Genomic DNA, 20,358 nt, shown 5'->3' with positions numbered 1-20,358 from the left:
AGTTGTAATCTAATTTTCAGGAAATTACTTTGATTAAATTTAAAATTATAAAATTCTGCTCGAAATGAATAGAAAACACGAACGTTATGCTAGTTTAGTATGATTAATATTGCTATAATGATGTTAAATGACAATTTATTACAGAATTTTCGAACTCAACTATTTTAACTCACTTAATCCCTGTGATAAAATAGAAAATGGGAGGAGTTGCTAAATGAGTATCATTTTTTATACATATCCAAAATGTGGAACTTGTCGAAAAGCGGCTTCATGGCTTAAAGAACATAACGTTCCAGTAGAAGCAATTGATATTACTTTAAATCCACCTTCAAAAGAAATTCTTGCCGAAGTATTTAAAGCAAGTGGACTTTCAATCAATAAATTATTTAACACTAGTGGCGTTAAGTATCGCGAGCTTGGTTTGAAGGATGTTATCCCAACAAAAACTGAGGACGAGCTATTAGAACTTTTAAGTTCTGATGGGAAGTTAATTAAAAGGCCTCTACTTTTTAATGGAGACAAAGCGACAGTTGGTTTTAATGAGGAAGTATTTGAAAAGGTTTGGTTATAAAATATCAATATAAATTAAGGTAATTAATCAGAGGAGGATTTCACAATGTCAATTCCAAATGAACTACGTTATTCAGAAGAACATGAGTGGGTAAAAGTTGAAGGTAATAAATACTATATCGGTATTACTCATTTTGCTCAATCAGAGCTTGGAGATATCGTATTTGTTGAGTTACCAGAAGTAGGAGATGAACTAACAATTAACGAGCCATTCGGTAGCGTAGAATCAGTAAAAACTGTATCTGAACTATATGCTCCAATCAGTGGTAAAGTAATTGAAGTAAACTCTGATTTAGATGACAATCCTGAATTCGTAAATGAATCTCCTTACGAAAAAGCATGGATGGTAGTTGTTGAAGCTACAAATGCTTCAGAACTTGATGAGTTAATGACAGCAAGTCAATACGAAGAAATGATTAACCAAGATTAATTATCAGATCTTAAGCGCCCATTTTGGGCGCTTTTTAAATTTTGGCTCTGTTAATGTTAATTGTTGATTTTTTACAAAAAAAATATTTGAAAAAGATTTTTGAGTGGAAGGTGGGAGACAGAAAAGAGCAGGAGAAGCAGGGAAGGCAGGAAAAGAATATAGGACGTAAATTTAGTAGTGATAATCATTAAAATTTTTAAAAGTCTTTTAATATCTTTGCTCTCCCCTAGATCCTGCCCTTCCTTGTTCCTGCTCTTAATGGCATCCTTTAACGGAAATCACCAACATTCTTTTTTACAGAGCCTAAATTTTAAAAATTAAAGTATCAGACTGATTAATACCTGTTTTTTATATTTTTTGTGTATAATAAAAGTAATAAAGCTTAACTTATTTACATAATAGATTAATCAAAGCGATAATTTACTTTTGTGAAAAAAAGGAAACAACAAAGGAAAATAGAATATACTAAATACAAAGATTTTTTAGTCAAAAGTTTTTGAGTCCTATACATTAGGTGATGCCCAGTGAATATTGAAGATCAAAGAAAAGTTATCATTGTCGAAGGTACTACTGATAAGAAAAAAATACAGACTATTATTAAAGAGCCTGTCGATATTATTTGTACGAATGGTACAGTTGGTACTTCAAAGCTAGATGAGCTTGCTGAAATGTTAGATTTTAGAGAAATTTATGTGTTGGTAGATGCAGATGAAGCTGGTGAAAAACTTAGAAGATTGTTAAAAAGAGAATTTCCACAAGCAGAACATCTGTACATTGATAGAAGTTACCGAGAAGTAGCGACAGCTCCAAGTCAACATTTAGCGAGCGTATTATTAGGGGCGGATATATTAGTCTTTACCGATTATTTACGAACAAATTAAAAAGGATTAAATAGAATGCAGCAATGGACAAAGAATGAACTAATGCAACGAATTCAATCAAGAGAGACCACTATTATTTATATTTTTACTGCAATGTGTGGTACATGCCAAGTAGCATCTAAAATGCTAGAAGTAGTAAACGAGATTCTACCTAATTTACCTCTATGCAAAACAAATATTAATGAAATCGTGGATGAAGCTCAAAATTGGAAGGTCGAAAGTGTACCTTGTTTACTCATATTTGAGAATGGGGAAATTAAGCAAAAAGTGTATGCTTTTCAGTCGGTTCCATATTTACATGAGTTATTAAAAAAATATAATTTATATATTAAAAGATGAGTGCAAATGTTGCACTCTTTTTTTATTTTTGACTCTGTTAAAAAAGAATGTGTGTTCTGTAAAAAAATCAACAATTAACATTAAATTTTTTTGAGCATTTTTATCATCACACCAACTCCTAACATTTGACATATTTCTCAGGAAATAAGTTGAAACGTGTAGAAAATACAATTTCATTAAAGTAAATGTCGAGCGAATTTTAAAGAACACTCCGAGTAACTATGAGAAAATAGGTTTAATAAAATCAGAAGAGGTGTACGATATGGAAATTAAGGAGTGGGTTGGACAAGCAAGAAACTTATTTATCAAAAAGGAATATTTACAAATAATTTTACCAATAGAGGATCGGATTGTTGAATTCAATTGCAAAAATGAAAAAGTTTTTATTAAATTTAGCAAAAAGGCACCATATATCGAAACATTAGAGCGATCGATTCCACAGCTTCGGATTAATTTTACAAAAGATGGATGGCAATCATTATATTTAGGTACACAAAGATTAGGGCTATTATTAAAATTAAATGACGCGTCCTTTGAAGGCAATTATCGATTATTACTACTAATCGAAACGATTTTTCAATATACGAGCGTTGAAAATGAAAAAAAACTTTTAGAAAATTGTTGACAACTTATGTCTATCTTTGTAGAATGAGAATTACGTTAAGGCGATTACGTTAAGGCGAAATTACGTTAACTAAATAATGATTAAAAACAATAATTACAACTTAATATAAACGATATGTTAACTCTTATCGAGAGAGGTGGAGGGACTGTGCCCTATGAAACCCAGCAACCGTCAATGTTCGTCATTGAAATGGTGCTAATTCCTGCAAAGCAATTGCTTTGAGAGATGAGAGAAAGGAATACTTTTTGTATGTTAAACCTTTCTGCTCATGCGAGTTGAAAGGTTTTTTTGTTTTATGTGACTAAAAAAGTACTTTCTTACAAAAAATTGAAAAGTGAGTTGTTAGAATGTTTTGAAAGGAGAACAAGTGTATGATTCAAATAAATAATGTAAGTAAAACATACAAAGGTAAAAAAGGCACAGTTACCGCGGTACAAGATGTTTCGTTATCGATTGCAGCTGGAGAAATTTTTGGCATGATCGGATATAGCGGTGCAGGGAAAAGTACGCTATTACGAATGCTGAATGGACTTGAAACGCCTACATCAGGTGAAGTTATTATTAATGGTCAATCAATTTCGAAATGTTCATCTAGCCAATTAAGAAAAGCTAGACAGAAAATAGGGATGATCTTTCAACACTTTAACTTATTGTGGTCTAGAACTGTTTTAGAGAATATACTTTTCCCTCTTGAAATTGCAAAAATACCAAAGAATGAAAGCATTAATCGTGCTAAAGAATTAATTAAACTAGTAGGTCTTGAGGGCAGAGAAAATGCTTATCCATCAGAACTTAGTGGAGGACAAAAACAACGTGTAGGTATCGCCAGAGCACTTGCAAATAACCCTGATGTCCTTTTATGTGACGAGGCAACATCTGCATTAGACCCAGAAACAACTGATTCAATACTTTCGTTATTAACGAATATTAATAAGGAACTTGGCATTACAATCATTTTAATTACCCACGAAATGCATGTTATCCAAAAAATATGTCAACGTGTTGCGGTAATGGAAAATGGAAAAGTAGTAGAAGAAGGAAATGTAGTTGATGTATTTACTCATCCGCAACAATCGATTACAAAGAAATTTGTAACACAAATTAAAGGTACCGATGAGGAGTTAGAAGCTGAAGTATTTTACAAAAAGGTGGAAAATGATAATACTTACAAGCTTACATTTAAAAATGGCCAGGCAGATCAGCCACATATATCAGATGTAGTAAAGCACTTTGATATTGAAATTAACATTTTGCAAGGGAAAATTGTTCAAACTGCTGAAGGTTCTTATGGAACAATGAAGATTCAACTTGTAGGAGAATTAAATAAAATCAAAGAAGCAATTACTTATTTAGAATCAAAACAAGTTGAAGTGGAGGTAGCATAACATGACACAACTTTTTCCGAATGTTGATTGGGATACAATGCTTTTAGCAACTCAAGAAACATTATTTATGACAATAATAGCTGCACTTGCTACGTTCGTGTTTGGATTAATCATTGGATTATTCTTATTTTTAACTAGTAAAGATCAACTTCTAGAAAATAAATTTTTTAATACAATCCTATCTGCGTTCGTAAATATTTTTCGTTCAATACCGTTTATCATATTAATTATTTTATTAATTCCATTTACTTTATTTTTGCTTAACTCAATGCTTGGAGCAAAAGCTGCATTGCCAGCATTAATAATTGGTGCTGCACCATTCTATGCAAGAATGGTAGAAATCGGATTACGTGAAATTGATAAAGGGGTAATTGAAGCAGCAAGAGCAATGGGTGCAAGTACATTTACAATTATCGTAAAAGTTTTAATCCCAGAAGCATTACCAGCAATTATTTCAGGATTAACAGTTACTACAATTGCAATTGTTGGTTATACGGCAATGGCTGGTGTAGTTGGTGGAGGCGGACTTGGTAACTTAGCATTTATGGAAGGTTACCAAAGATCGAATAACCAAGTAACTTTTGTTGCTACGGTTATCATTCTACTAATCGTATTTATTCTTCAATTTATTGGTGACATAGCAACATCAAAAATAGATAAAAGAGCTTAACTTATATTAGGGAGGAAAAGAAAATGAATTTCAAAAGAATTGCAGGAATAGTAGGAGCAGGCGTTTTAGCATTATCTTTAGCTGCTTGCAAAGGTGGAGACTCATCTAGTAAAGAATTAGTTGTTGGTGCATCAAATGTACCTCATGCAGTTATTTTAGAACAGGCTAAACCTATTCTTAAAAAAGAAGGAATTAATTTAAAAATCGTTAAATTCCAAGACTATGTGTTACCAAATAAAGCATTAGCATCTAAAGAATTAGATGCAAACTACTTCCAGCACATTCCTTATTTAGAAGGACAAATGAAAGAAAATGGATATAAATTTGAAATTGCAGGTAAAATCCACATTGAGCCAATCGGTGTATACTCTAAAAAATATAAGAGCCTAGAGGATCTACCAAAAGGAGCTAAAATTATCATGAGTAGCTCTGTAGCAGATCACGGTCGTATGTTAAGTCTATTACAACAAGAAGGTTTAATTAAGCTTAAAGCTGGGGTAGATCCTACTTCTGCTCAAATTAAAGACATTGTTGAAAATCCAAAGAACTTAAAATTTGAAGCGAATGTTGATGCTGGAATGCTTCCAAAAGTTTACCAAAACAATCAAGGTGACGCAGTATTAATCAACACAAACTATGCAATTGATGCTGGTTTAAATCCAATGAAAGATGCTATTGCATTAGAAGGTAAACAATCTCCATATGTAAACATCGTTGCAGTTCGTAAAGGTGACAAAGATAAAAAAGAAATCAAAGAACTTGTTAAAGTATTACACTCAAAACAAATCCAAGATTTCATCATTAAAAAGTATAAAGGTGCTGTCGTACCTGTAAGTGAATAATATGGTAAAAAAACTCTTAGTGTCTAACTAAGAGTTTTTCTTTTTAATTCTTTACATATACTTGATTTACAGGTGAAATCGGTGGTCGTCCAGCTACAATTTCAATAATATTTTTAGCAGCTACTTCTGACATAGCATCTCGCGTTTCGTATGTAGCGTTTCCAATATGAGGCGTTAAGACTACATTCGAAAGTGACTTTAATTCTTCTGTTATTTCTGGTTCAAATTCAAATACATCTAAGGCTGCACCCGATATTGCCCCATTTTTCAATGCATTGACCAATTCCTGTTCGTTAACTAAAGGACCTCTAGCAGCATTGATAAAATAAGCGGTATCCTTCATTTTTGAAAACTCATCTTTTCCAAATAAATGATGAAGCTCAGGTTTGTATGGGCAATGAAGTGTAATATAATCCGAAGCTTTTATTAGTTCTTCAAAAGAAACATAGTTTGCATTCAATTCTTGCTCAAATTCTTTGCTTAACTGTCTTGGCTGATGGTAAATAATCTTCATGTTAAACGCTCTAGCACGCTTAGCAACAGCTTGACCGATGTTACCAAAACCAAAAATACCAAGCGTCTTTCCTGATACTTCCGTTCCCCTGAAGAACAATGGAGCCCATCCATCAAATCCTCTCTTTCGGCACAGCTCATCTCCTTCAACGATTCGTCTAGAAACCGCTAGAAGAATTGCGAATGTTAATTCAGCTGTTGCATCGGTAGAAACAAAAGGAGTGTTTGTTACATGTATCCCTTTACTTGTTGCATAGCTTACATCGATATTATTAAATCCAGCACCATAATTCGCAATAATTTTCACATTTTTAGCTGCATCAATGACCTTTTTACTAATCGGTGTTGATAGTAAACTTAAAATCGCATCTACTTCGCCGACCAGTTCACATAATTCATCTTCAGTAATTAATTTCTCATTATCATAAACGGTAACATCATGATTTTTTAATAATTGTTCAGCTATTTCTGGAATTTTTCCAGTAACTAAAATTCGAGCCAAGATTAATACCTTCTTTCAACAATTTAAATAGTAGTGTGTTTACTTTTTCATTATAAATTATGTGGAAGTATTTGTTTATTTAGTATTTGGCAGTTTAGAGAATATATTTATATTTGTTTTGATGGGGAGGAGGTAAGTTTGAGATTTTAAATACAGGTTTAAGGAAAAGAGAGGAAAAGCAGCAGATAGGAAAAGATTAAGAGCAGGAATAAAGGAATAGAAAAAATAATCTTTTCATTCTACCCTCAATCCTGCCCTTCCTATTTTCCAATGTTATTGATATCTATGATTTAAACTTGCCGGTGGGTGAGGGCGTTGATCTACCGAATAAAATTTATTCAAAGATTGATCAACATATACCCAGCCTTTCCAACCTAAATGAATTGTGTCTTTTAAGAAAAACTCATCATACTCATGTGAAGAAAAGTCAGCTACTTGAAAACCAGCGTCTTCAATTTGCTTTTTGACCTTAGTGTAATAAACTTCTCTACCTTCTCTAGGGAATCCAGCGTAGTCATACCATTGACCGTTTACAGGAACAGAGATAAATAAAGCTTTTGTATGTTCCTTCTTTAATAGGTCTAATACCATTTGAAGGTCATCGTATTCAGGTGATACCCCATAGTTACTATTTCGCTTGTAATCTTTTAGTGCCAAAAGGCGACTTTGAATATGTTTTTTATAGTATTTGTTAATAATACCGAATTGATTTGATGTTGATTCACGTTGTCCGATCTTATCGGCGGCTTTCGTAACCTGGTCCCAAGATAAATCTTCATATTTAGATTTTTTTAAACGGAAATTTTTATCTGGATCGAGTATGACGGTCTCAAAAAGATCCTTCTTTTCGAGTATTTTAAAGTATGTGTAAACAAGGGGCTTTTCAGCCATTGCCTCTAGTTTAATTTTTTTGTTATTTAATGTTAGAGCCTGCAGTTGTGTAACAAGTAAAGGATCTTTTTTAACAATAGAACGTTGTAAAAGTCTATTTGCAATTTCTTTCTTTATAGAACTATTTATTGTGTTATTAAGAACGAAAGAATAAGTTTGAAGCGCTGAATAGTTAGGTGAAAAATGAGTATCATCAATTCCACGTGGGATAAACCATTGTGGAGATAATACAAATACAATTTTTCTATTTTTTATGCTATCTCCTAAAGAAGCTAAATCAAGAAAATGAACGAGACTTTGTGAGCCTCCTCTTCCAATTAGATAAGGAGTAAATTCATCCTTTTCTCCCATAAAAAATCTAGATGGATGAAAGGGATCTCTTCTGGCAAGCTCGGAAGACCCGAAAATTGGTAAAAATTTAGGGTCTTTTAGCATTTTATCTTGAAGTAACACACCTTGAAATGTTTTAGGGTTTAATGATGCAGCCGTATTATTTAATCGATCTTTTGAAATAAATAGTTCGTAAAAAGAATTTGGAAGATACAAAGCTAGACAGAAAATAAAAATAGCTGTTATCATCCCAAAAAATTGCGCTTTTTTCATTTTCTAGCCTCTAAAATAGAGATAATCATATTTGGTGTAGCCCATTCTTCACGATCAAAATCAGAAATTGTAATATCGATACCTAGTTGCTCTTCGATTTCTACTAATAAATTTACTGTTCCAAAAGAATCTAATAATCCTTCTTCAAAAATATGAATATCTGGATTTTCGATTACCTCTTCAGTATCACATAATTCAGCTAAAATTTTTAAAACTTCTTCTCTTAAATTTTCCATTGTAATATTCATAATAAAACTCCTTTAATTAACTAAATGTCCTGAAAATATTAAAAATCCGAAACAAATAAAATGGAACGTAATAATAATGGATAAAACGTGTGTTAGTTTATTATTCTTCCAAATTTTTCGTTTCTTGTTGTACTGTTCAAACCAATCAAAACTACACATTAATATAGCCTGATATAAGCCGTAAAGTAGATAATTTAATTGGATGCCATGCCATGCGCCCATTAAAAGAAATAATGAAAAGTATCCAATATATGAAATTGTTCTTCTACTTTTTATTGTTTTTTTCTTAGTCAGAAAGAATACAATCCTCATATACACATAATCTCGGAACCAAAATGATAAACTCATGTGCCAGCGATTCCAGAAATCTTTTATATTTTTACTAATAAACGGCATATTAAAGTTCTCTGGCGTTTTAATACCTACTAAATAACTAACTCCTATGGCAAATGCACTGTAACCAGCAAAATCAAAAAACAGGTACAAACTATATGCATACATATAAGCTAGATTCGATACAAATGTATGCTCCAAAACGAAAGGTGTTTCTAAAAAATATTTGTTTATCAAATATCCGATTATATATTTATAAAGAAACCCAATGAAAATTTTATGAACTCCAATTTGAAAATACTCTTGATACTCTGTTCTTGTTAAGCCTTTTGTATAATCTTGTTGAAATCTTCTAAAGCGATCGATCGGACCCGAAGATATTGTAGGAAAAAACAATAAAAATCTTAAGAAATCTATCATTCTTATTTCTTTTAAACTTTTGTCTCGAATTTCGACAATCACTTGAGTTGTTTTAAAAGTTAAATAAGAAATTCCTAAAAATCCAACAAGTGTTGTGCTTTCAAAAAAAGGTGATAGCTTAACAATTATTAACGGCAAGATTGATAAAAAGACACACAAAAAATAAACAAATGAATGATTTGCTTTCTTTCGATATGCACTATAGCATTTTATTAAAATTGATACCCAGAGTATATAGGCTACTAAATAAAGTGCTTGTTGTTTACTTGAGGAAAAGACAATTAACAAAAATACAAACGATAAAAAAGTTGTATAGTTTGCTAGTTTTTTTCCTAAAAAGCCCATTATGACAGTAGGGATAAGTAGAATAATCAAAATACCAAAAAATGTAAAAGTACTATACGGAATCATTAATAGATCTGCTCCATTAAATTTTTACGGTCAACTTTTCCATTTGTTGTCATCGGTAAACTTGTTAAGTAACTAAATTTTCTTGGAATCATGTATGACGGCATAAAGTTACTTAATTGTTGTTTTAAATAACGCGTTAAATGAAATTCCTTTTCAAAATCATGCTCTTTAACAACTACTAAGCAATGTAAATCGATACATTTCCCGTCCTTCATTTCCGGTAATACTACTGCAGAATGAACGATCGGTAATTTTCGAATATTATTTTCTATATCTTCAATCTCAATTCGATAACCGTGCAGCTTAACTTGAAAATCGATTCTCCCTTTATAGAATAATTGCCCATTCTCAAAGTAGCCTGAATCACCAGTTTTGTATGCACGCATTCCATTAATTTGCATATATGCAGCATCAGTTTTTGCTAGGTTATTTAAATATCCCTTACTAACGCTTGGGCCTACTATAACGATTTCTCCTGCTGTTCCATCAGGAAGTACATTTCCATCTTCGTCCATAATATAAATCTTAGTATCTTCTTTTGGGACACCAATTGGTAATGGAGAATACTGGTTGATAATTTCTTCAGTAATTTTGACAAATGTTACTGCAACTGTTGCTTCTGTCGGTCCATAAGTATTGTAAATTGATGCGTTTGGAAAACGATTTAAAAGCTGCTTTGCACTATTATTTGAAAGTACTTCCCCACAGAAAAGAAATGTCTTTATATTAGGTAATAATTCTTCGTTATAGTTAGGATTCATCATACACATTTCAACAAAGGAAGGTGTAGATGTCCACACTTCAATTTCATTTTCCATTAAAAATTCAAATAATACTTTTGGACGCTCAATGAACGATTTCTCTACAGCAATAAGTGTCCCACCTGATAATAATGATGGATATATATCCATTACTGATAAGTCAAATGAGAATGGAGCCTGATTTAAAAATCGTTGACCTTCTTGTAAATGAAAATCCTTCAAAATCCAATCAGAAAAACTACGTAAGTTTCTTTCCGTAATTTGTACTCCTTTTGGATCTCCTGTACTACCTGAAGTATAGATAATGTAAAATGATTCATCATCTTTAACGAAAGTCTCAGTTAAAGGACTGTTTAATGTAGTCGAGCTAAGAATACTTTTTAGCTCATCAGGCTTTATGACTGTGATAGAATCTATCTCTATTTCCAACTTCTCACTAGGAGTGATTAGTAAGGTAGCACCTGAATTAGCAATCATTTTTTTGAGCCTCTCAAATGGAATCGACTCATCAACTGGAATATATGCACAACCTGCCTTGACGCTTCCTAAGAAAATTGAAATCATTTCAATCTGCATGTGGCCATAAACGATAATCGGATTATTCGAGTAGTTGTTGTTTACTATCCAGTTTGCAAGTGCATCTGATTGTTGTTTTAAGTTTTTATAAGTTAATGAACTTTCACTGTTTTGAAATGCAATCGTTTCAGGGGTATGAATTGCCCATTGATCTATTTGTTCAATAATTGATTTCATCTTTTTTCACTTCCTAAAAATCATTATAGATAAAAGTGCCTGTATAGGAATCTTTGAATCCGTATAAATAAAGTAACGCTAGTAAGATTGAGAAATAAAAGGCTGTATAAAAAATAAATCTTAAGGTTTTTGAATGAAAAATATGGAACTTATCCATTTGTTTTCACCTTTCTTAATTTTTAGTTAGAGGTATTATAACACCGAAAAATAGATGAAAGATTAACTGAAGCCGTTTTTAAATTATGTTTAGATAATAAATTGTTTAAAAAAGGATAAAATTTTTTTAATCAAAATTTAAGTATTTAAACGTTCTAATATAAATACAAATAAAGTAAATAGGCAAATTTATGTTTTTTATTAAAAAGCAGACAGATATTATCTGAAAATATTTTACAGAAAAGACAATATTAAAGGGTTGAATGAATAATAAATTTTAATACAATAAGATTACATATAAGGGGATCAGGTGAATTGATGAAAAAAATTTATTTATTATTAGTTCTTAGTATCATAACAGCGATTATTTATTTTCCTCTTAGTAGTTTGAGTTCGATTCATCGTGCGTTTAGTAATGAAAGGAATAATTATTCTTCAGAGCAAACGAATGCTAATAAATCGGATTCCGTTAGTATCAATAATAAAATAGGAAATAAAAATTCTGACGAAGTTGATCAATATCTCCAACAAATTCATTTTAATGGTGTGGTTCTCGTAAAGAAAAGAGGGACTACTATTCTAATGAAAGGTTATGGTTATCGAGACTTAGAAAATAATTTACCTAATACAACAGGTACATATTATCCAATAGGCTCGATTTCTAAATTTTTTGTATCAACTTCATTAATGCAATTACATGAACGAGGATTAATTTCTTTTAACGATCCAATTTCGAAATATATACCGAATTTTCCTAATGGATCAAAGCTAACATTATTTCATTTAATTTCACATACTTCGGGAATTAAAGCTCAAAAAGAGTTAAATAAAACAGTTTCATCTACAGATTTAATGAATAAAATAGTGAAGACGAATCGTCATTATAAACCAGTTTTTAAATGGGATTACAATGACACAAACTACATGATACTTGCTTATGTTGTTGAAAAAGTATCTGGAATGTCTTACGGAGAATATGTTAATAAACATATTTTTGAACATGGAAATATTAATGAAATTGGACAAGGTAATAATTTTTATAAAAATGAAAACATAGCAAAAGGATATCACCTTATTCAATATACAATCGCAACAAATCCGTTACGCATCCCAAATTTTAGTTACTTACTAGGATGTGGTGATATTTATAGTACTGTTACCGGGATTCAAAAAATGGACGAGGCAATCATTTCTAATAAGCTATTTTCTAAAACAAGTTTTTCACAATTCGCGAAGCCATATCAGCACCATTATGCATATGGATTTTATAACGAAGGGAAGTATTTATATAATCATGGAGTAGTACCAGGAATCGATTGTATGAACGTCTTCGATCCAGTTTCAAAAACGTACGTTGTTGTTTTTACTAATAGTCAAAAAATGCAACCAACTACATTTGATATTGCAATGAAGCTATTAAAAACAGTAAATAATTAAAATTGATTCCGTTTAAGTTCGGTATTCAAAGTATATTAGTTCTTTTTAAACCTAGTTTGAATGGTAATAACAATCATAATTACGGTTAAAGATACTCATACTATTTTTGATAAAGATAGTAGGAGGAGTTTAATGAAAAAATTAATATATTATTTTTTATTAGGTATGTTGATTAATAGTATACATTTAAGTTCTACGAAATATGTTGAGGCGGAAACAAGAGACCTTAACAAGCAGGATTCTTTAATTAGACACATTAAAATCAGTGAACAAAAAATAGAAAATTCACCTATTAGGTACCCCAAAATAAGTGGTGCTTCTAATTCAAACGCAGAGCAGAAAATTAATCTTACCTTAAAACAAGGTGCTGAATTAGCCAATAATAATCGACTTAAGCTGATTGAAGATGAAAAGGAAGCTAAAAATAAATGGAATGCTAGTCAAGGACCATGGAGACCGTATGAATATGTATTTACTTATAAAGTGCCATATAATAATCTTGATAAATTAAGTGTCATTTATAAAGAGTATTTATATACTGGTGGGGCCCACGGAATGACAGTAGGAACGACAACTAACTTTGATGTTAAAACAGGGAATATTGTTCAGCTTTCTGATTTAATAAATGGAAATACAAAAGCAGTTCAAGAGTATGCTTATCAACAATTACAAAAGAAATATAAAGGATATGTTTTAATTAAATCACCAAATGAGATTAACTTAGATGATAAAAATCGATTATGGCAATTTGACCACGCGGGAATCAAACTATTATTTAAAGAATATGAAGTAGCTGCATATGCAGCGGGTATGCCTGAAGCATTTATCCCACTTCAGGTCTATCAATAATAGAAGAGTGACTTAAAAACGCATTAGCAACAGCTGATGCGTTTTTTAAATTGCTTTCAACACGTATTGAAGATCGCTTGTTATTTGAGCGTTAAGATAATTAATAATTTGATTAATGAAATGAGACATTTTCGCAAATAATGGTAGAGTCTATATTAGAATATTGTTTTGTTTTAACAATAGAAGAATAAGTTGAACAACTAATTAAATATTGAATAATCTAAATTGAGTATGTACAAGAAAAAATAGTTTGAATTTAATCTTCAATCTGCTCTTTCAACAATAATGCGTAAAGATCTTCGACGCGTTCGGACATAAATCTTTGCGAGTCTTCTATCCCCTTATTGTAGAACATTGGACCAAGTTTTTCTGTAATAAAGTCCAATAGCAGCATTGAACTTAATTCACTTAATTCTTCATCTTTTTCTTGCATGAAATATTTTTGAAGTTGGTGAATAGCAAATTTTTGCTGTTCGGATGAAAGTTTAGTTGATTTAGACATAAATTCTCCTCTTTTCATTTGTGATATAAGATTATATTATTTCCTATTTATATAGTATCGTTGTTCATTCTTATTTTGCAAAAATAGTTACTTGATTAAAAACTTTTTTGGTAAAATAGTGCACAGCTTGAAAATACTTTTTAATTGCTTTAAGATTAGAATGAGAATAAAATGAGAATGAACTAAAATAGCCATTTTCTATTTTATAGAATTTTATTTGTAAGATTATGGAGGGTGTAAAATGGGAGCTTCTACATTAAAAATAAAAGACCTTCAAGTAGCGATTGAAGGAAAGCAAATTTTAAAAGGTGTAAACCTTGAAGTAAAAGGTGGAGAAATTCACGCAATCATGGGACCAAATGGTACAGGTAAATCAACTTTATCTTCTGCTATTATGGGTCATCCTAAATATGAAGTAATCGGTGGTAGCATCGAACTTGATGGCAACGATGTTTTAGAGATGGAAGTTGACGAGCGCGCTCAAGCGGGTCTTTTCCTTGCAATGCAATATCCAAGTGAAATTAGTGGAGTTACAAACGCAGATTTCTTACGTTCTGCTATGAATGCACGACGTGAAGAAGGCGATGAAATTTCTTTAATGAAATTTATCCGTACTTTAGATAAAAACATGGAATTCTTAGAAATGGATCCAGAAATGGCTCAACGTTATTTAAATGAAGGATTCTCTGGTGGAGAGAAAAAACGTAATGAGATTCTTCAAATGATGATGATCCAACCTAAAATTGCTATCCTTGACGAAATTGACTCAGGTTTAGATATCGATGCTTTAAAAGTTGTTTCTAAAGGTGTTAACGAAATGCGTGGAGAAGAGTTTGGTTGCTTAATCATCACTCACTACCAACGTTTATTAAACTACATTACTCCTGACTTCGTTCACGTAATGATGCAAGGTCGTATTGTTAAATCAGGTGGTCCTGAATTAGCTGCTCGTTTAGAAGCTGAAGGATATGACTGGATTAAACAAGAATTAGGTATCGAAGACGAGACTGTTGGGCAAGAAGCTTAATCGGATAGGAGGGATTCTCATGACAACTGGTACTACAATTCCATTTAGTCAAGAAACAGTTAAGCAGCTTTCTGCACTGCTAAATGAACCTGCATATTTTACAGAGTTCCGTTTAAATGCACTTGCAAAAGCTGAATCACTTTCTCTTCCAAAGCCAGATAAAACGAATATCTCTAAATGGGATTTCTTTGGAAAAGAATTCAATGTTACAACTGGAAATGTTCCTACAAAAGATCAATTACCAGAGTCAGTAACATCATTAATGAATGAAGACGCTGATCAATCAGTATACGTACAATACAATGGTTCTGCTGTATATCACTCTCTTTCTTCTGAAGCGAAAGAAAAAGGCGTACTATTTGTAGATTTACACACTGCTATTAAAGATCATGAAGATCTTGTGAAAAAATATTTTATGACAGAGGCTGTTAAAGTCGATGAAAATAAATTAGTTGCTTTACACGCAGCGCTAGTTAACGGGGGAGCTTTCTTATACATTCCTAAAAATGTTGTATTAGAAAAACCAATCCAATCAATTTTCGTTGTAGATGGTGAAGAAGTACCTGCATATAACCACGTTCTTGTTGTTGCAGATGCAAACAGTGAAGTTACTTATGTAGAAAACTATGTTTCTACATCTGCTGATTTAAATGAAGCAGTTGTAAACGTTGTTACAGAAGTAATTACTTTAGACAATGCAAAAGTTCGTTACGGTGCAGTAGATACTTTAGCAAAAGGTGTTACTGCTTACGTTGTTCGTCGTGGTCACGCTGGTCGCGATAGCAAAATTGAGTGGGCGCTTGGACTTATGAACGACGGAAACTCAATTTTCGAAAATGTAACAAACTTAATTGGAGACGGTTCTTTCGGTGACATGAAAATGGTTACTGTTGGCCGTGGTGAGCAAACTCAAAACTTTACTACAAGCATCATTCACTTTGGTAAAGGATCTGAAGGTTGGATCTTAAAACATGGTGTTTCTAAAGATGCGGCTACATCAATCTTTAATGGTATTGGTAAAATCGAACACGGTGCTTCTAAGTCTAATGCACAACAAACTTCACGTGTATTAATGCTTAGTGAAAAAGCTCGTGGTGATGCAAATCCAATTCTATTAATTGACGAGAATGATGTAATGGCAGGTCACGCTGCATCAGTAGGTAAAGTAGATCCAACTCAACTTTACTACTTAATGAGTCGCGGTATTCCGAAGAAAGAAGCAGAGCGCTTAGTTATTCACGGATTCTTAGCACCTGTAGTTTCGGAATTACCAATTGAAGAAGTTAAACAAATGCTTGTTGATGTTATTGAGAGGAAGGTTAAGTAATGGATGTTAAATCAATCCGTGAAGCCTTTCCGATATTAAATCAAGAAGTAAATGGACATCCTTTAGTATATCTGGATAGCGCTGCAACTTCACAAAAACCTGTTCAAGTTATTGAAGCTGTTGCAAACTATTATCGAGAATATAATTCAAATGTTCATAGAGGTGTACACACTCTAGGAACTAAAGCTACTGATGCATACGAGGGAGCTCGTGATAAAGTTCGTAAATTTATCAATGCATCATCAATTGAAGAGATTATTTTTACTAGAGGTACAACTACTGCAATCAATACAGTTGCTGCAAGTTACGGAAGAACTAACCTAAAAGCTGGAGATGAAATTGTGATTTCTTATATGGAACATCACAGCAATATCATTCCTTGGCAACAGGTTGCAAAAGCTACTGGAGCAACATTAAAATATTTACCATTAGAAGAAGATGGTTCAATTAGCGTTGAGCAAGCAAGAGCTACAATTAATTCAAATACAAAAATAGTTGCAATCATGTACGTTTCAAATGTACTTGGCTCAATTAATCCTGTAAAAGAAATTGCTGCGATTGCGCATCAAAATGGTGCAATCATGCTAGTTGATGGAGCACAAAGTACTCCACATATGAAGGTTGACGTTCAAGACTTAGATTGCGATTTTTACGCATTCTCAGGTCATAAAATGTGCGCACCAACTGGAATCGGTGTACTTTACGGTAAAAAACATCTTCTTGAAAATATGGAACCAATTGAATTTGGTGGGGAAATGATTGATTTCGTTGACTTACAAGATTCTACTTGGAAAGAGCTACCTTGGAAATTTGAAGGTGGAACACCGATTATTGCAGGCGCAGTCGGTTTAGGTGCTGCTATTGATTTCCTATCTGAAATCGGTATGGATAACATTGAAAAGCATGAACATGAGATTGCTAACTATGCTCTTGAGCAGTTATCTACTGTTGAAGGCGTTACAATCTATGGTCCAAAACATCGTGCAGGCTTAGTTACTTTTAATGTGGAAGATGTACATCCACATGATGTTGCTACTGTACTTGATGTAGAGGGAATTGCTGTTCGAGCAGGCCATCATTGTGCTCAACCTTTAATGAGATGGTTAAAGGTATCTGCTACAGCTCGTGCAAGTTTTTATCTGTATAATACAAAAGAAGATGTAGATGCTTTTGTAAGAGGACTAGTAAAAACGAAGGAGTATTTTAGCGATGTCTATTAATCGAAATATAGATTTAGATGCATTATATCGTCGAGTGATAATGGACCATTATAAAAACCCTCGTAATAAAGGTGTAGGTGCAATATCAGAAAACGATTTAACAGTGAATATGAATAACCCAACTTGTGGTGATCGAATTGAGCTTCGTTTGAAAGTTGATGATGGAATTGTCTCTGATGCTCGTTTTGACGGAGAAGGCTGTTCTATTTCAATGGCATCGGCTTCAATGATGACACACGCTATTAAAGGTAAAAAAATAGAGGAAGCATTAAGTCTTGCTCAAATATTTTCAGATATGATGCTTGGAAAAGAATATGATGAATCAATTGATTTAGACGATATTGAAGCACTACAAGGTGTTTCTAAATTTCCAGCACGAATTAAATGTGCAACACTTGCATGGAAAGCGATGGAGAAGGGCTTAAAATCAGAGGAGTAATCCTCTGAGATTTAATCCTCCTCTTCTATTAGAAGGGAGTATGAATAATGTCTACTAATTTGCCAGATATTAGTGATTATAAATATGGTTTTCATGACCGTGACGTATCGATTTTCCGTTCAGAACGTGGATTAACACAGGAAATCGTAGAAGAAATTTCTCGCATGAAAAACGAACCGCAATGGATGTTAGATTTTCGTTTAAAATCTTTACAACTATTCTATGATATGCCAATGCCTCAATGGGGTGGAGATTTAGCAGATCTACGCTTTGACGAAATTACTTACTATGTAAAACCGTCAGAGAAAACAGAAAAATCTTGGGATGAAGTTCCTGAAGAAATTAAAAATACTTTTGATAAATTAGGTATTCCTGAAGCAGAGCAAAAGTATTTAGCGGGTGTATCTGCACAGTATGAATCTGAGGTAGTTTACCACAGTATGAAACAAGATTTAACTGATCTTGGAATCTTATTCACTGATACAGATACAGCTTTACGTGAGCATGAAGAAATTTTCAAAGAGCACTTTGGAAAAGTAATTCCGCCAACAGATAACAAATTCGCTGCATTAAACTCAGCTGTTTGGTCTGGTGGATCATTCATCTACGTACCAAAAGGTGTTAAAGTAGATACGCCATTACAAGCTTATTTCCGTATTAACTCTGAAAATATGGGACAATTTGAGCGTACATTAATTATCGCTGACGAAGGTGCACACGTTCATTACGTTGAAGGATGTACAGCTCCTGTTTATACAACAAACTCTCTTCACTCAGCAGTAGTAGAAATCATCATTAAGAAAGATGCTTACTGCCGTTATACAACAATTCAAAACTGGGCGAATAACGTATTCAACTTAGTTACGAAACGTGCTGTATGTGAAGCGAACGCAACAATGGAATGGATCGATGGAAACATTGGTTCAAAATTAACGATGAAATACCCTGCAGTTATCTTAAAAGGTGAAGGCGCTCGTGGTCTTACACTTTCTATTGCAATTGCTGGTAAAGGTCAACACCAAGATGCTGGTGCTAAAATGATTCATTTAGCTCCAAATACTTCTTCTACAATCGTTTCGAAATCAATTTCGAAGCATGGTGGTAAAGTAACGTACCGTGGTATTGTACACTTCGGACGTAAAGCAGCTGGCTCACGTTCTAACATTGAGTGTGATACGTTAATTATGGATAATGCATCAACATCTGATACAATTCCATATAACGAAATCTTAAACGATAATATCTCACTTGAGCACGAAGCGAAAGTTTCAAAAGTATCTGAAGAGCAATTATTCTACTTAATGAGCCGTGGTATTTCTGAGCAAGAAGCTACAGAAATGATCGTAATGGGCTTCATTGAGCCATTTACAAAAGAATTACCAATGGAATATGCAGTTGAAATGAACCGTCTGATTAAATTCGAGATGGAAGGTTCAATTGGTTAATCCATCAAATATAAATAAGCCCTGTTTCCATTTGGTAACAGGCTTATTTTTTTTGATTTTATCTTTAATGTTGTTAATCGTCATGAGATCGACCGTAAACGTTTAAAGGTAATATAAATTTTGTATTTATATTAGTTAAAATCCATTAGTATGGTAAAATTTAACTTGTAAGTTCATGGGAAGTTGTCTTAGAATTTTTATCTAAGTGTGGGAGGAATTTTTATGAATTTTAACCTAAAGGAAGCAATTGAAGTTTTAGAGAGAACACCTAGAACATTAGAACAATTTTTATCAGGTTTGTCTGAATCTTGGTTACAATGCAATGAAGGTGAAGGAACATGGAATGCTTCTGAAGTGATTGATCACCTCATTGAGTGCGAAAAAAAGAATTGGATCCCAAGGTTGAATTGCATACTAAACGAAGGTGAGAGCAAGCAATTTCCTCCATTTGATCGTTTTTCACATTTAAAAGAAAAAAGTGAGAGATCAATAGAAGAGAGATTACTTGAATTCAAGAGTTTAAGAACGGAAAATATACGTAAACTACAAACATTAATAGACCCTGAAGTGCATCTTGATTTTGAGGGGATCCACCCCGATTTAGGAACTGTTAAGTTAAGAGAATTACTGTCTACTTATGTCGTGCATGATCTAACTCACATAAGTCAAATTGTACGAGTAATGGCTGAGAGATATAGAACGGATGTAGGACCTTGGAAAGTAAATTTAAGTATTTTAAAAAAATAATGGCATTTAATAAATTATAAGCATGATTAATT

The 20,358-nt window shown here is 32.6% G+C and carries 23 protein-coding genes and 1 riboswitch; of the genes, 16 read left to right on the top strand and 7 right to left on the bottom strand.

The features are described 5' to 3' along the window. Positions 1 to 214 precede the first annotated feature (214 nt). The 8 genes from B7R67_RS13965 to B7R67_RS13930 all read left to right on the top strand — a co-directional run bounded on the left by B7R67_RS13965 (position 215) and on the right by B7R67_RS13930 (position 5,742). Positions 215 to 571 carry an arsenate reductase family protein gene (locus B7R67_RS13965; RefSeq protein WP_088071397.1) on the top strand — a complete coding sequence of 119 codons (357 nt, stop codon included), beginning with the start codon at positions 215 to 217 and terminating at the stop codon, positions 569 to 571. A gap of 45 nt (positions 572 to 616) precedes the next feature. After that, positions 617 to 1,000, top strand: coding sequence for a glycine cleavage system protein GcvH (gene gcvH, locus B7R67_RS13960; RefSeq protein WP_088071395.1), 384 nt, complete (start codon positions 617 to 619; stop codon positions 998 to 1,000). A 530-nt stretch (positions 1,001 to 1,530) separates the two neighbouring features. After that, complete coding sequence (locus B7R67_RS13955) at positions 1,531 to 1,881, top strand: toprim domain-containing protein (protein ID WP_088071422.1); 351 nt, start codon at positions 1,531 to 1,533, stop codon at positions 1,879 to 1,881. A gap of 15 nt (positions 1,882 to 1,896) precedes the next feature. Continuing rightward, entirely contained in the window at positions 1,897 to 2,220 is a 324-nt protein-coding gene (locus B7R67_RS13950) for a thioredoxin family protein (RefSeq protein ID WP_088071393.1), read from the top strand. A 262-nt stretch (positions 2,221 to 2,482) separates the two neighbouring features. Continuing rightward, complete coding sequence (locus tag B7R67_RS13945; protein ID WP_088071391.1) at positions 2,483 to 2,845, top strand: hypothetical protein; 363 nt, start codon at positions 2,483 to 2,485, stop codon at positions 2,843 to 2,845. Between the two features lie 121 nt (positions 2,846 to 2,966). Beyond that, positions 2,967 to 3,077: riboswitch (SAM riboswitch) on the top strand. Between the two features lie 139 nt (positions 3,078 to 3,216). Further along, complete coding sequence (locus tag B7R67_RS13940) at positions 3,217 to 4,230, top strand: methionine ABC transporter ATP-binding protein (protein ID WP_088071389.1); 1,014 nt, start codon at positions 3,217 to 3,219, stop codon at positions 4,228 to 4,230. Position 4,231: 1 nt separating this feature from the next. After that, positions 4,232 to 4,900 carry a methionine ABC transporter permease gene (locus tag B7R67_RS13935; protein ID WP_088071387.1) on the top strand — a complete coding sequence of 223 codons (669 nt, stop codon included), beginning with the start codon at positions 4,232 to 4,234 and terminating at the stop codon, positions 4,898 to 4,900. A gap of 23 nt (positions 4,901 to 4,923) precedes the next feature. Beyond that, a complete protein-coding gene (locus B7R67_RS13930; RefSeq protein WP_088071385.1) occupies positions 4,924 to 5,742 on the top strand; it encodes a MetQ/NlpA family ABC transporter substrate-binding protein in 819 nt (272 codons plus the stop codon). Between the two features lie 43 nt (positions 5,743 to 5,785). On the opposite strand, the gene B7R67_RS13925 is transcribed toward B7R67_RS13930, so the two are convergent. The 6 genes from B7R67_RS13925 to B7R67_RS13900 form a co-directional block, all read right to left on the bottom strand. After that, positions 5,786 to 6,757, bottom strand: a complete 972-nt coding sequence (locus B7R67_RS13925) for a 2-hydroxyacid dehydrogenase family protein (protein ID WP_088071383.1) — start codon at positions 6,755 to 6,757, stop codon at positions 5,786 to 5,788. Between the two features lie 273 nt (positions 6,758 to 7,030). After that, the gene (dltD, locus tag B7R67_RS13920; RefSeq protein WP_088071381.1) at positions 7,031 to 8,251 is read right to left on the bottom strand and encodes a D-alanyl-lipoteichoic acid biosynthesis protein DltD; all 1,221 of its coding nucleotides are present in this window, start codon (positions 8,249 to 8,251) and stop codon (positions 7,031 to 7,033) included. Beyond that, positions 8,248 to 8,487, bottom strand: coding sequence for a D-alanine--poly(phosphoribitol) ligase subunit 2 (gene dltC, locus B7R67_RS13915; RefSeq protein WP_088071420.1), 240 nt, complete (start codon positions 8,485 to 8,487; stop codon positions 8,248 to 8,250). Before dltC ends, dltD begins: the two co-directional genes overlap by 4 nt. 24 nt (positions 8,488 to 8,511) lie before the next feature. Continuing rightward, positions 8,512 to 9,663, bottom strand: coding sequence for a D-alanyl-lipoteichoic acid biosynthesis protein DltB (dltB, locus tag B7R67_RS13910; RefSeq protein ID WP_088071379.1), 1,152 nt, complete (start codon positions 9,661 to 9,663; stop codon positions 8,512 to 8,514). Next, positions 9,663 to 11,177 (bottom strand): D-alanine--poly(phosphoribitol) ligase subunit DltA, encoded by a 1,515-nt coding sequence (gene dltA / locus B7R67_RS13905; RefSeq protein ID WP_088071377.1) that lies wholly within the window; start codon positions 11,175 to 11,177, stop codon positions 9,663 to 9,665. The genes dltB and dltA overlap by 1 nt, the downstream gene beginning before the upstream one ends. A gap of 13 nt (positions 11,178 to 11,190) precedes the next feature. Further along, on the bottom strand, positions 11,191 to 11,334 hold the full coding sequence (locus B7R67_RS13900) for a teichoic acid D-Ala incorporation-associated protein DltX (RefSeq protein ID WP_088071375.1): 144 nt from the start codon (positions 11,332 to 11,334) through the stop codon (positions 11,191 to 11,193). Positions 11,335 to 11,651: 317 nt separating this feature from the next. Here B7R67_RS13900 and B7R67_RS13895 point away from each other — a divergent pair, with 317 nt between their 5' ends. Both B7R67_RS13895 and B7R67_RS13890 read left to right on the top strand, forming a co-directional pair. After that, positions 11,652 to 12,770 carry a serine hydrolase domain-containing protein gene (locus tag B7R67_RS13895; RefSeq protein WP_235822168.1) on the top strand — a complete coding sequence of 373 codons (1,119 nt, stop codon included), beginning with the start codon at positions 11,652 to 11,654 and terminating at the stop codon, positions 12,768 to 12,770. A 132-nt stretch (positions 12,771 to 12,902) separates the two neighbouring features. Then, positions 12,903 to 13,619, top strand: coding sequence for a DUF3298 and DUF4163 domain-containing protein (locus B7R67_RS13890; RefSeq protein ID WP_158095112.1), 717 nt, complete (start codon positions 12,903 to 12,905; stop codon positions 13,617 to 13,619). A gap of 256 nt (positions 13,620 to 13,875) precedes the next feature. On the opposite strand, the gene B7R67_RS13885 is transcribed toward B7R67_RS13890, so the two are convergent. Beyond that, a complete protein-coding gene (locus B7R67_RS13885) occupies positions 13,876 to 14,121 on the bottom strand; it encodes a DUF2164 family protein (RefSeq protein WP_088071371.1) in 246 nt (81 codons plus the stop codon). A gap of 241 nt (positions 14,122 to 14,362) precedes the next feature. Here B7R67_RS13885 and sufC point away from each other — a divergent pair, with 241 nt between their 5' ends. From sufC to B7R67_RS13855, 6 genes are all read left to right on the top strand, one after another. Beyond that, entirely contained in the window at positions 14,363 to 15,148 is a 786-nt protein-coding gene (sufC, locus tag B7R67_RS13880; protein ID WP_056468759.1) for a Fe-S cluster assembly ATPase SufC, read from the top strand. Between the two features lie 19 nt (positions 15,149 to 15,167). Then, a complete protein-coding gene (gene sufD / locus B7R67_RS13875; RefSeq protein ID WP_088071369.1) occupies positions 15,168 to 16,475 on the top strand; it encodes a Fe-S cluster assembly protein SufD in 1,308 nt (435 codons plus the stop codon). Further along, on the top strand, positions 16,475 to 17,695 hold the full coding sequence (locus B7R67_RS13870) for a cysteine desulfurase (protein WP_088071367.1): 1,221 nt from the start codon (positions 16,475 to 16,477) through the stop codon (positions 17,693 to 17,695). Before sufD ends, B7R67_RS13870 begins: the two co-directional genes overlap by 1 nt. After that, entirely contained in the window at positions 17,685 to 18,134 is a 450-nt protein-coding gene (sufU, locus tag B7R67_RS13865) for a Fe-S cluster assembly sulfur transfer protein SufU (RefSeq protein WP_088071365.1), read from the top strand. The genes B7R67_RS13870 and sufU overlap by 11 nt, the downstream gene beginning before the upstream one ends. Before the next feature lie 47 nt (positions 18,135 to 18,181). Then, on the top strand, positions 18,182 to 19,579 hold the full coding sequence (sufB, locus tag B7R67_RS13860) for a Fe-S cluster assembly protein SufB (RefSeq protein ID WP_088071363.1): 1,398 nt from the start codon (positions 18,182 to 18,184) through the stop codon (positions 19,577 to 19,579). A gap of 222 nt (positions 19,580 to 19,801) precedes the next feature. Then, a complete protein-coding gene (locus B7R67_RS13855) occupies positions 19,802 to 20,326 on the top strand; it encodes a DinB family protein (RefSeq protein ID WP_088071361.1) in 525 nt (174 codons plus the stop codon). Positions 20,327 to 20,358: the final 32 nt, after the last annotated feature.

The sequence above is a fragment of the Gottfriedia luciferensis genome, from assembly GCF_002156865.1.
Classification (GTDB): Bacteria; Bacillota; Bacilli; order Bacillales; family Bacillaceae_G; genus Gottfriedia; species Gottfriedia luciferensis.
This window is presented reverse-complemented; position numbering and strand designations above follow the sequence as displayed.

Excerpts from the sequence above, each read along its gene's own strand:
- B7R67_RS13965 (WP_088071397.1), top strand. The coding sequence starts at position 215 with ATGAGTATCATTTTTTATACATATCCAAAATGTGGAACTTGTCGAAAA.
- gcvH (WP_088071395.1), top strand. The coding sequence starts at position 617 with ATGTCAATTCCAAATGAACTACGTTATTCAGAAGAACATGAGTGGGTA.
- B7R67_RS13950 (WP_088071393.1), top strand. The coding sequence starts at position 1,897 with ATGCAGCAATGGACAAAGAATGAACTAATGCAACGAATTCAATCAAGA.
- B7R67_RS13945 (WP_088071391.1), top strand. The coding sequence starts at position 2,483 with ATGGAAATTAAGGAGTGGGTTGGACAAGCAAGAAACTTATTTATCAAA.
- B7R67_RS13940 (WP_088071389.1), top strand. The coding sequence starts at position 3,217 with ATGATTCAAATAAATAATGTAAGTAAAACATACAAAGGTAAAAAAGGC.
- B7R67_RS13935 (WP_088071387.1), top strand. The coding sequence starts at position 4,232 with ATGACACAACTTTTTCCGAATGTTGATTGGGATACAATGCTTTTAGCA.
- B7R67_RS13930 (WP_088071385.1), top strand. The coding sequence starts at position 4,924 with ATGAATTTCAAAAGAATTGCAGGAATAGTAGGAGCAGGCGTTTTAGCA.
- dltD (WP_088071381.1), bottom strand. The coding sequence starts at position 8,251 with ATGAAAAAAGCGCAATTTTTTGGGATGATAACAGCTATTTTTATTTTC.
- dltC (WP_088071420.1), bottom strand. The coding sequence starts at position 8,487 with ATGGAAAATTTAAGAGAAGAAGTTTTAAAAATTTTAGCTGAATTATGT.
- dltB (WP_088071379.1), bottom strand. The coding sequence starts at position 9,663 with ATGATTCCGTATAGTACTTTTACATTTTTTGGTATTTTGATTATTCTA.
- dltA (WP_088071377.1), bottom strand. The coding sequence starts at position 11,177 with ATGAAATCAATTATTGAACAAATAGATCAATGGGCAATTCATACCCCT.
- B7R67_RS13900 (WP_088071375.1), bottom strand. The coding sequence starts at position 11,334 with ATGGATAAGTTCCATATTTTTCATTCAAAAACCTTAAGATTTATTTTT.
- B7R67_RS13895 (WP_235822168.1), top strand. The coding sequence starts at position 11,652 with ATGAAAAAAATTTATTTATTATTAGTTCTTAGTATCATAACAGCGATT.
- B7R67_RS13890 (WP_158095112.1), top strand. The coding sequence starts at position 12,903 with ATGAAAAAATTAATATATTATTTTTTATTAGGTATGTTGATTAATAGT.
- B7R67_RS13885 (WP_088071371.1), bottom strand. The coding sequence starts at position 14,121 with ATGTCTAAATCAACTAAACTTTCATCCGAACAGCAAAAATTTGCTATT.
- sufC (WP_056468759.1), top strand. The coding sequence starts at position 14,363 with ATGGGAGCTTCTACATTAAAAATAAAAGACCTTCAAGTAGCGATTGAA.
- sufD (WP_088071369.1), top strand. The coding sequence starts at position 15,168 with ATGACAACTGGTACTACAATTCCATTTAGTCAAGAAACAGTTAAGCAG.
- B7R67_RS13870 (WP_088071367.1), top strand. The coding sequence starts at position 16,475 with ATGGATGTTAAATCAATCCGTGAAGCCTTTCCGATATTAAATCAAGAA.
- sufU (WP_088071365.1), top strand. The coding sequence starts at position 17,685 with ATGTCTATTAATCGAAATATAGATTTAGATGCATTATATCGTCGAGTG.
- sufB (WP_088071363.1), top strand. The coding sequence starts at position 18,182 with ATGTCTACTAATTTGCCAGATATTAGTGATTATAAATATGGTTTTCAT.
- B7R67_RS13855 (WP_088071361.1), top strand. The coding sequence starts at position 19,802 with ATGAATTTTAACCTAAAGGAAGCAATTGAAGTTTTAGAGAGAACACCT.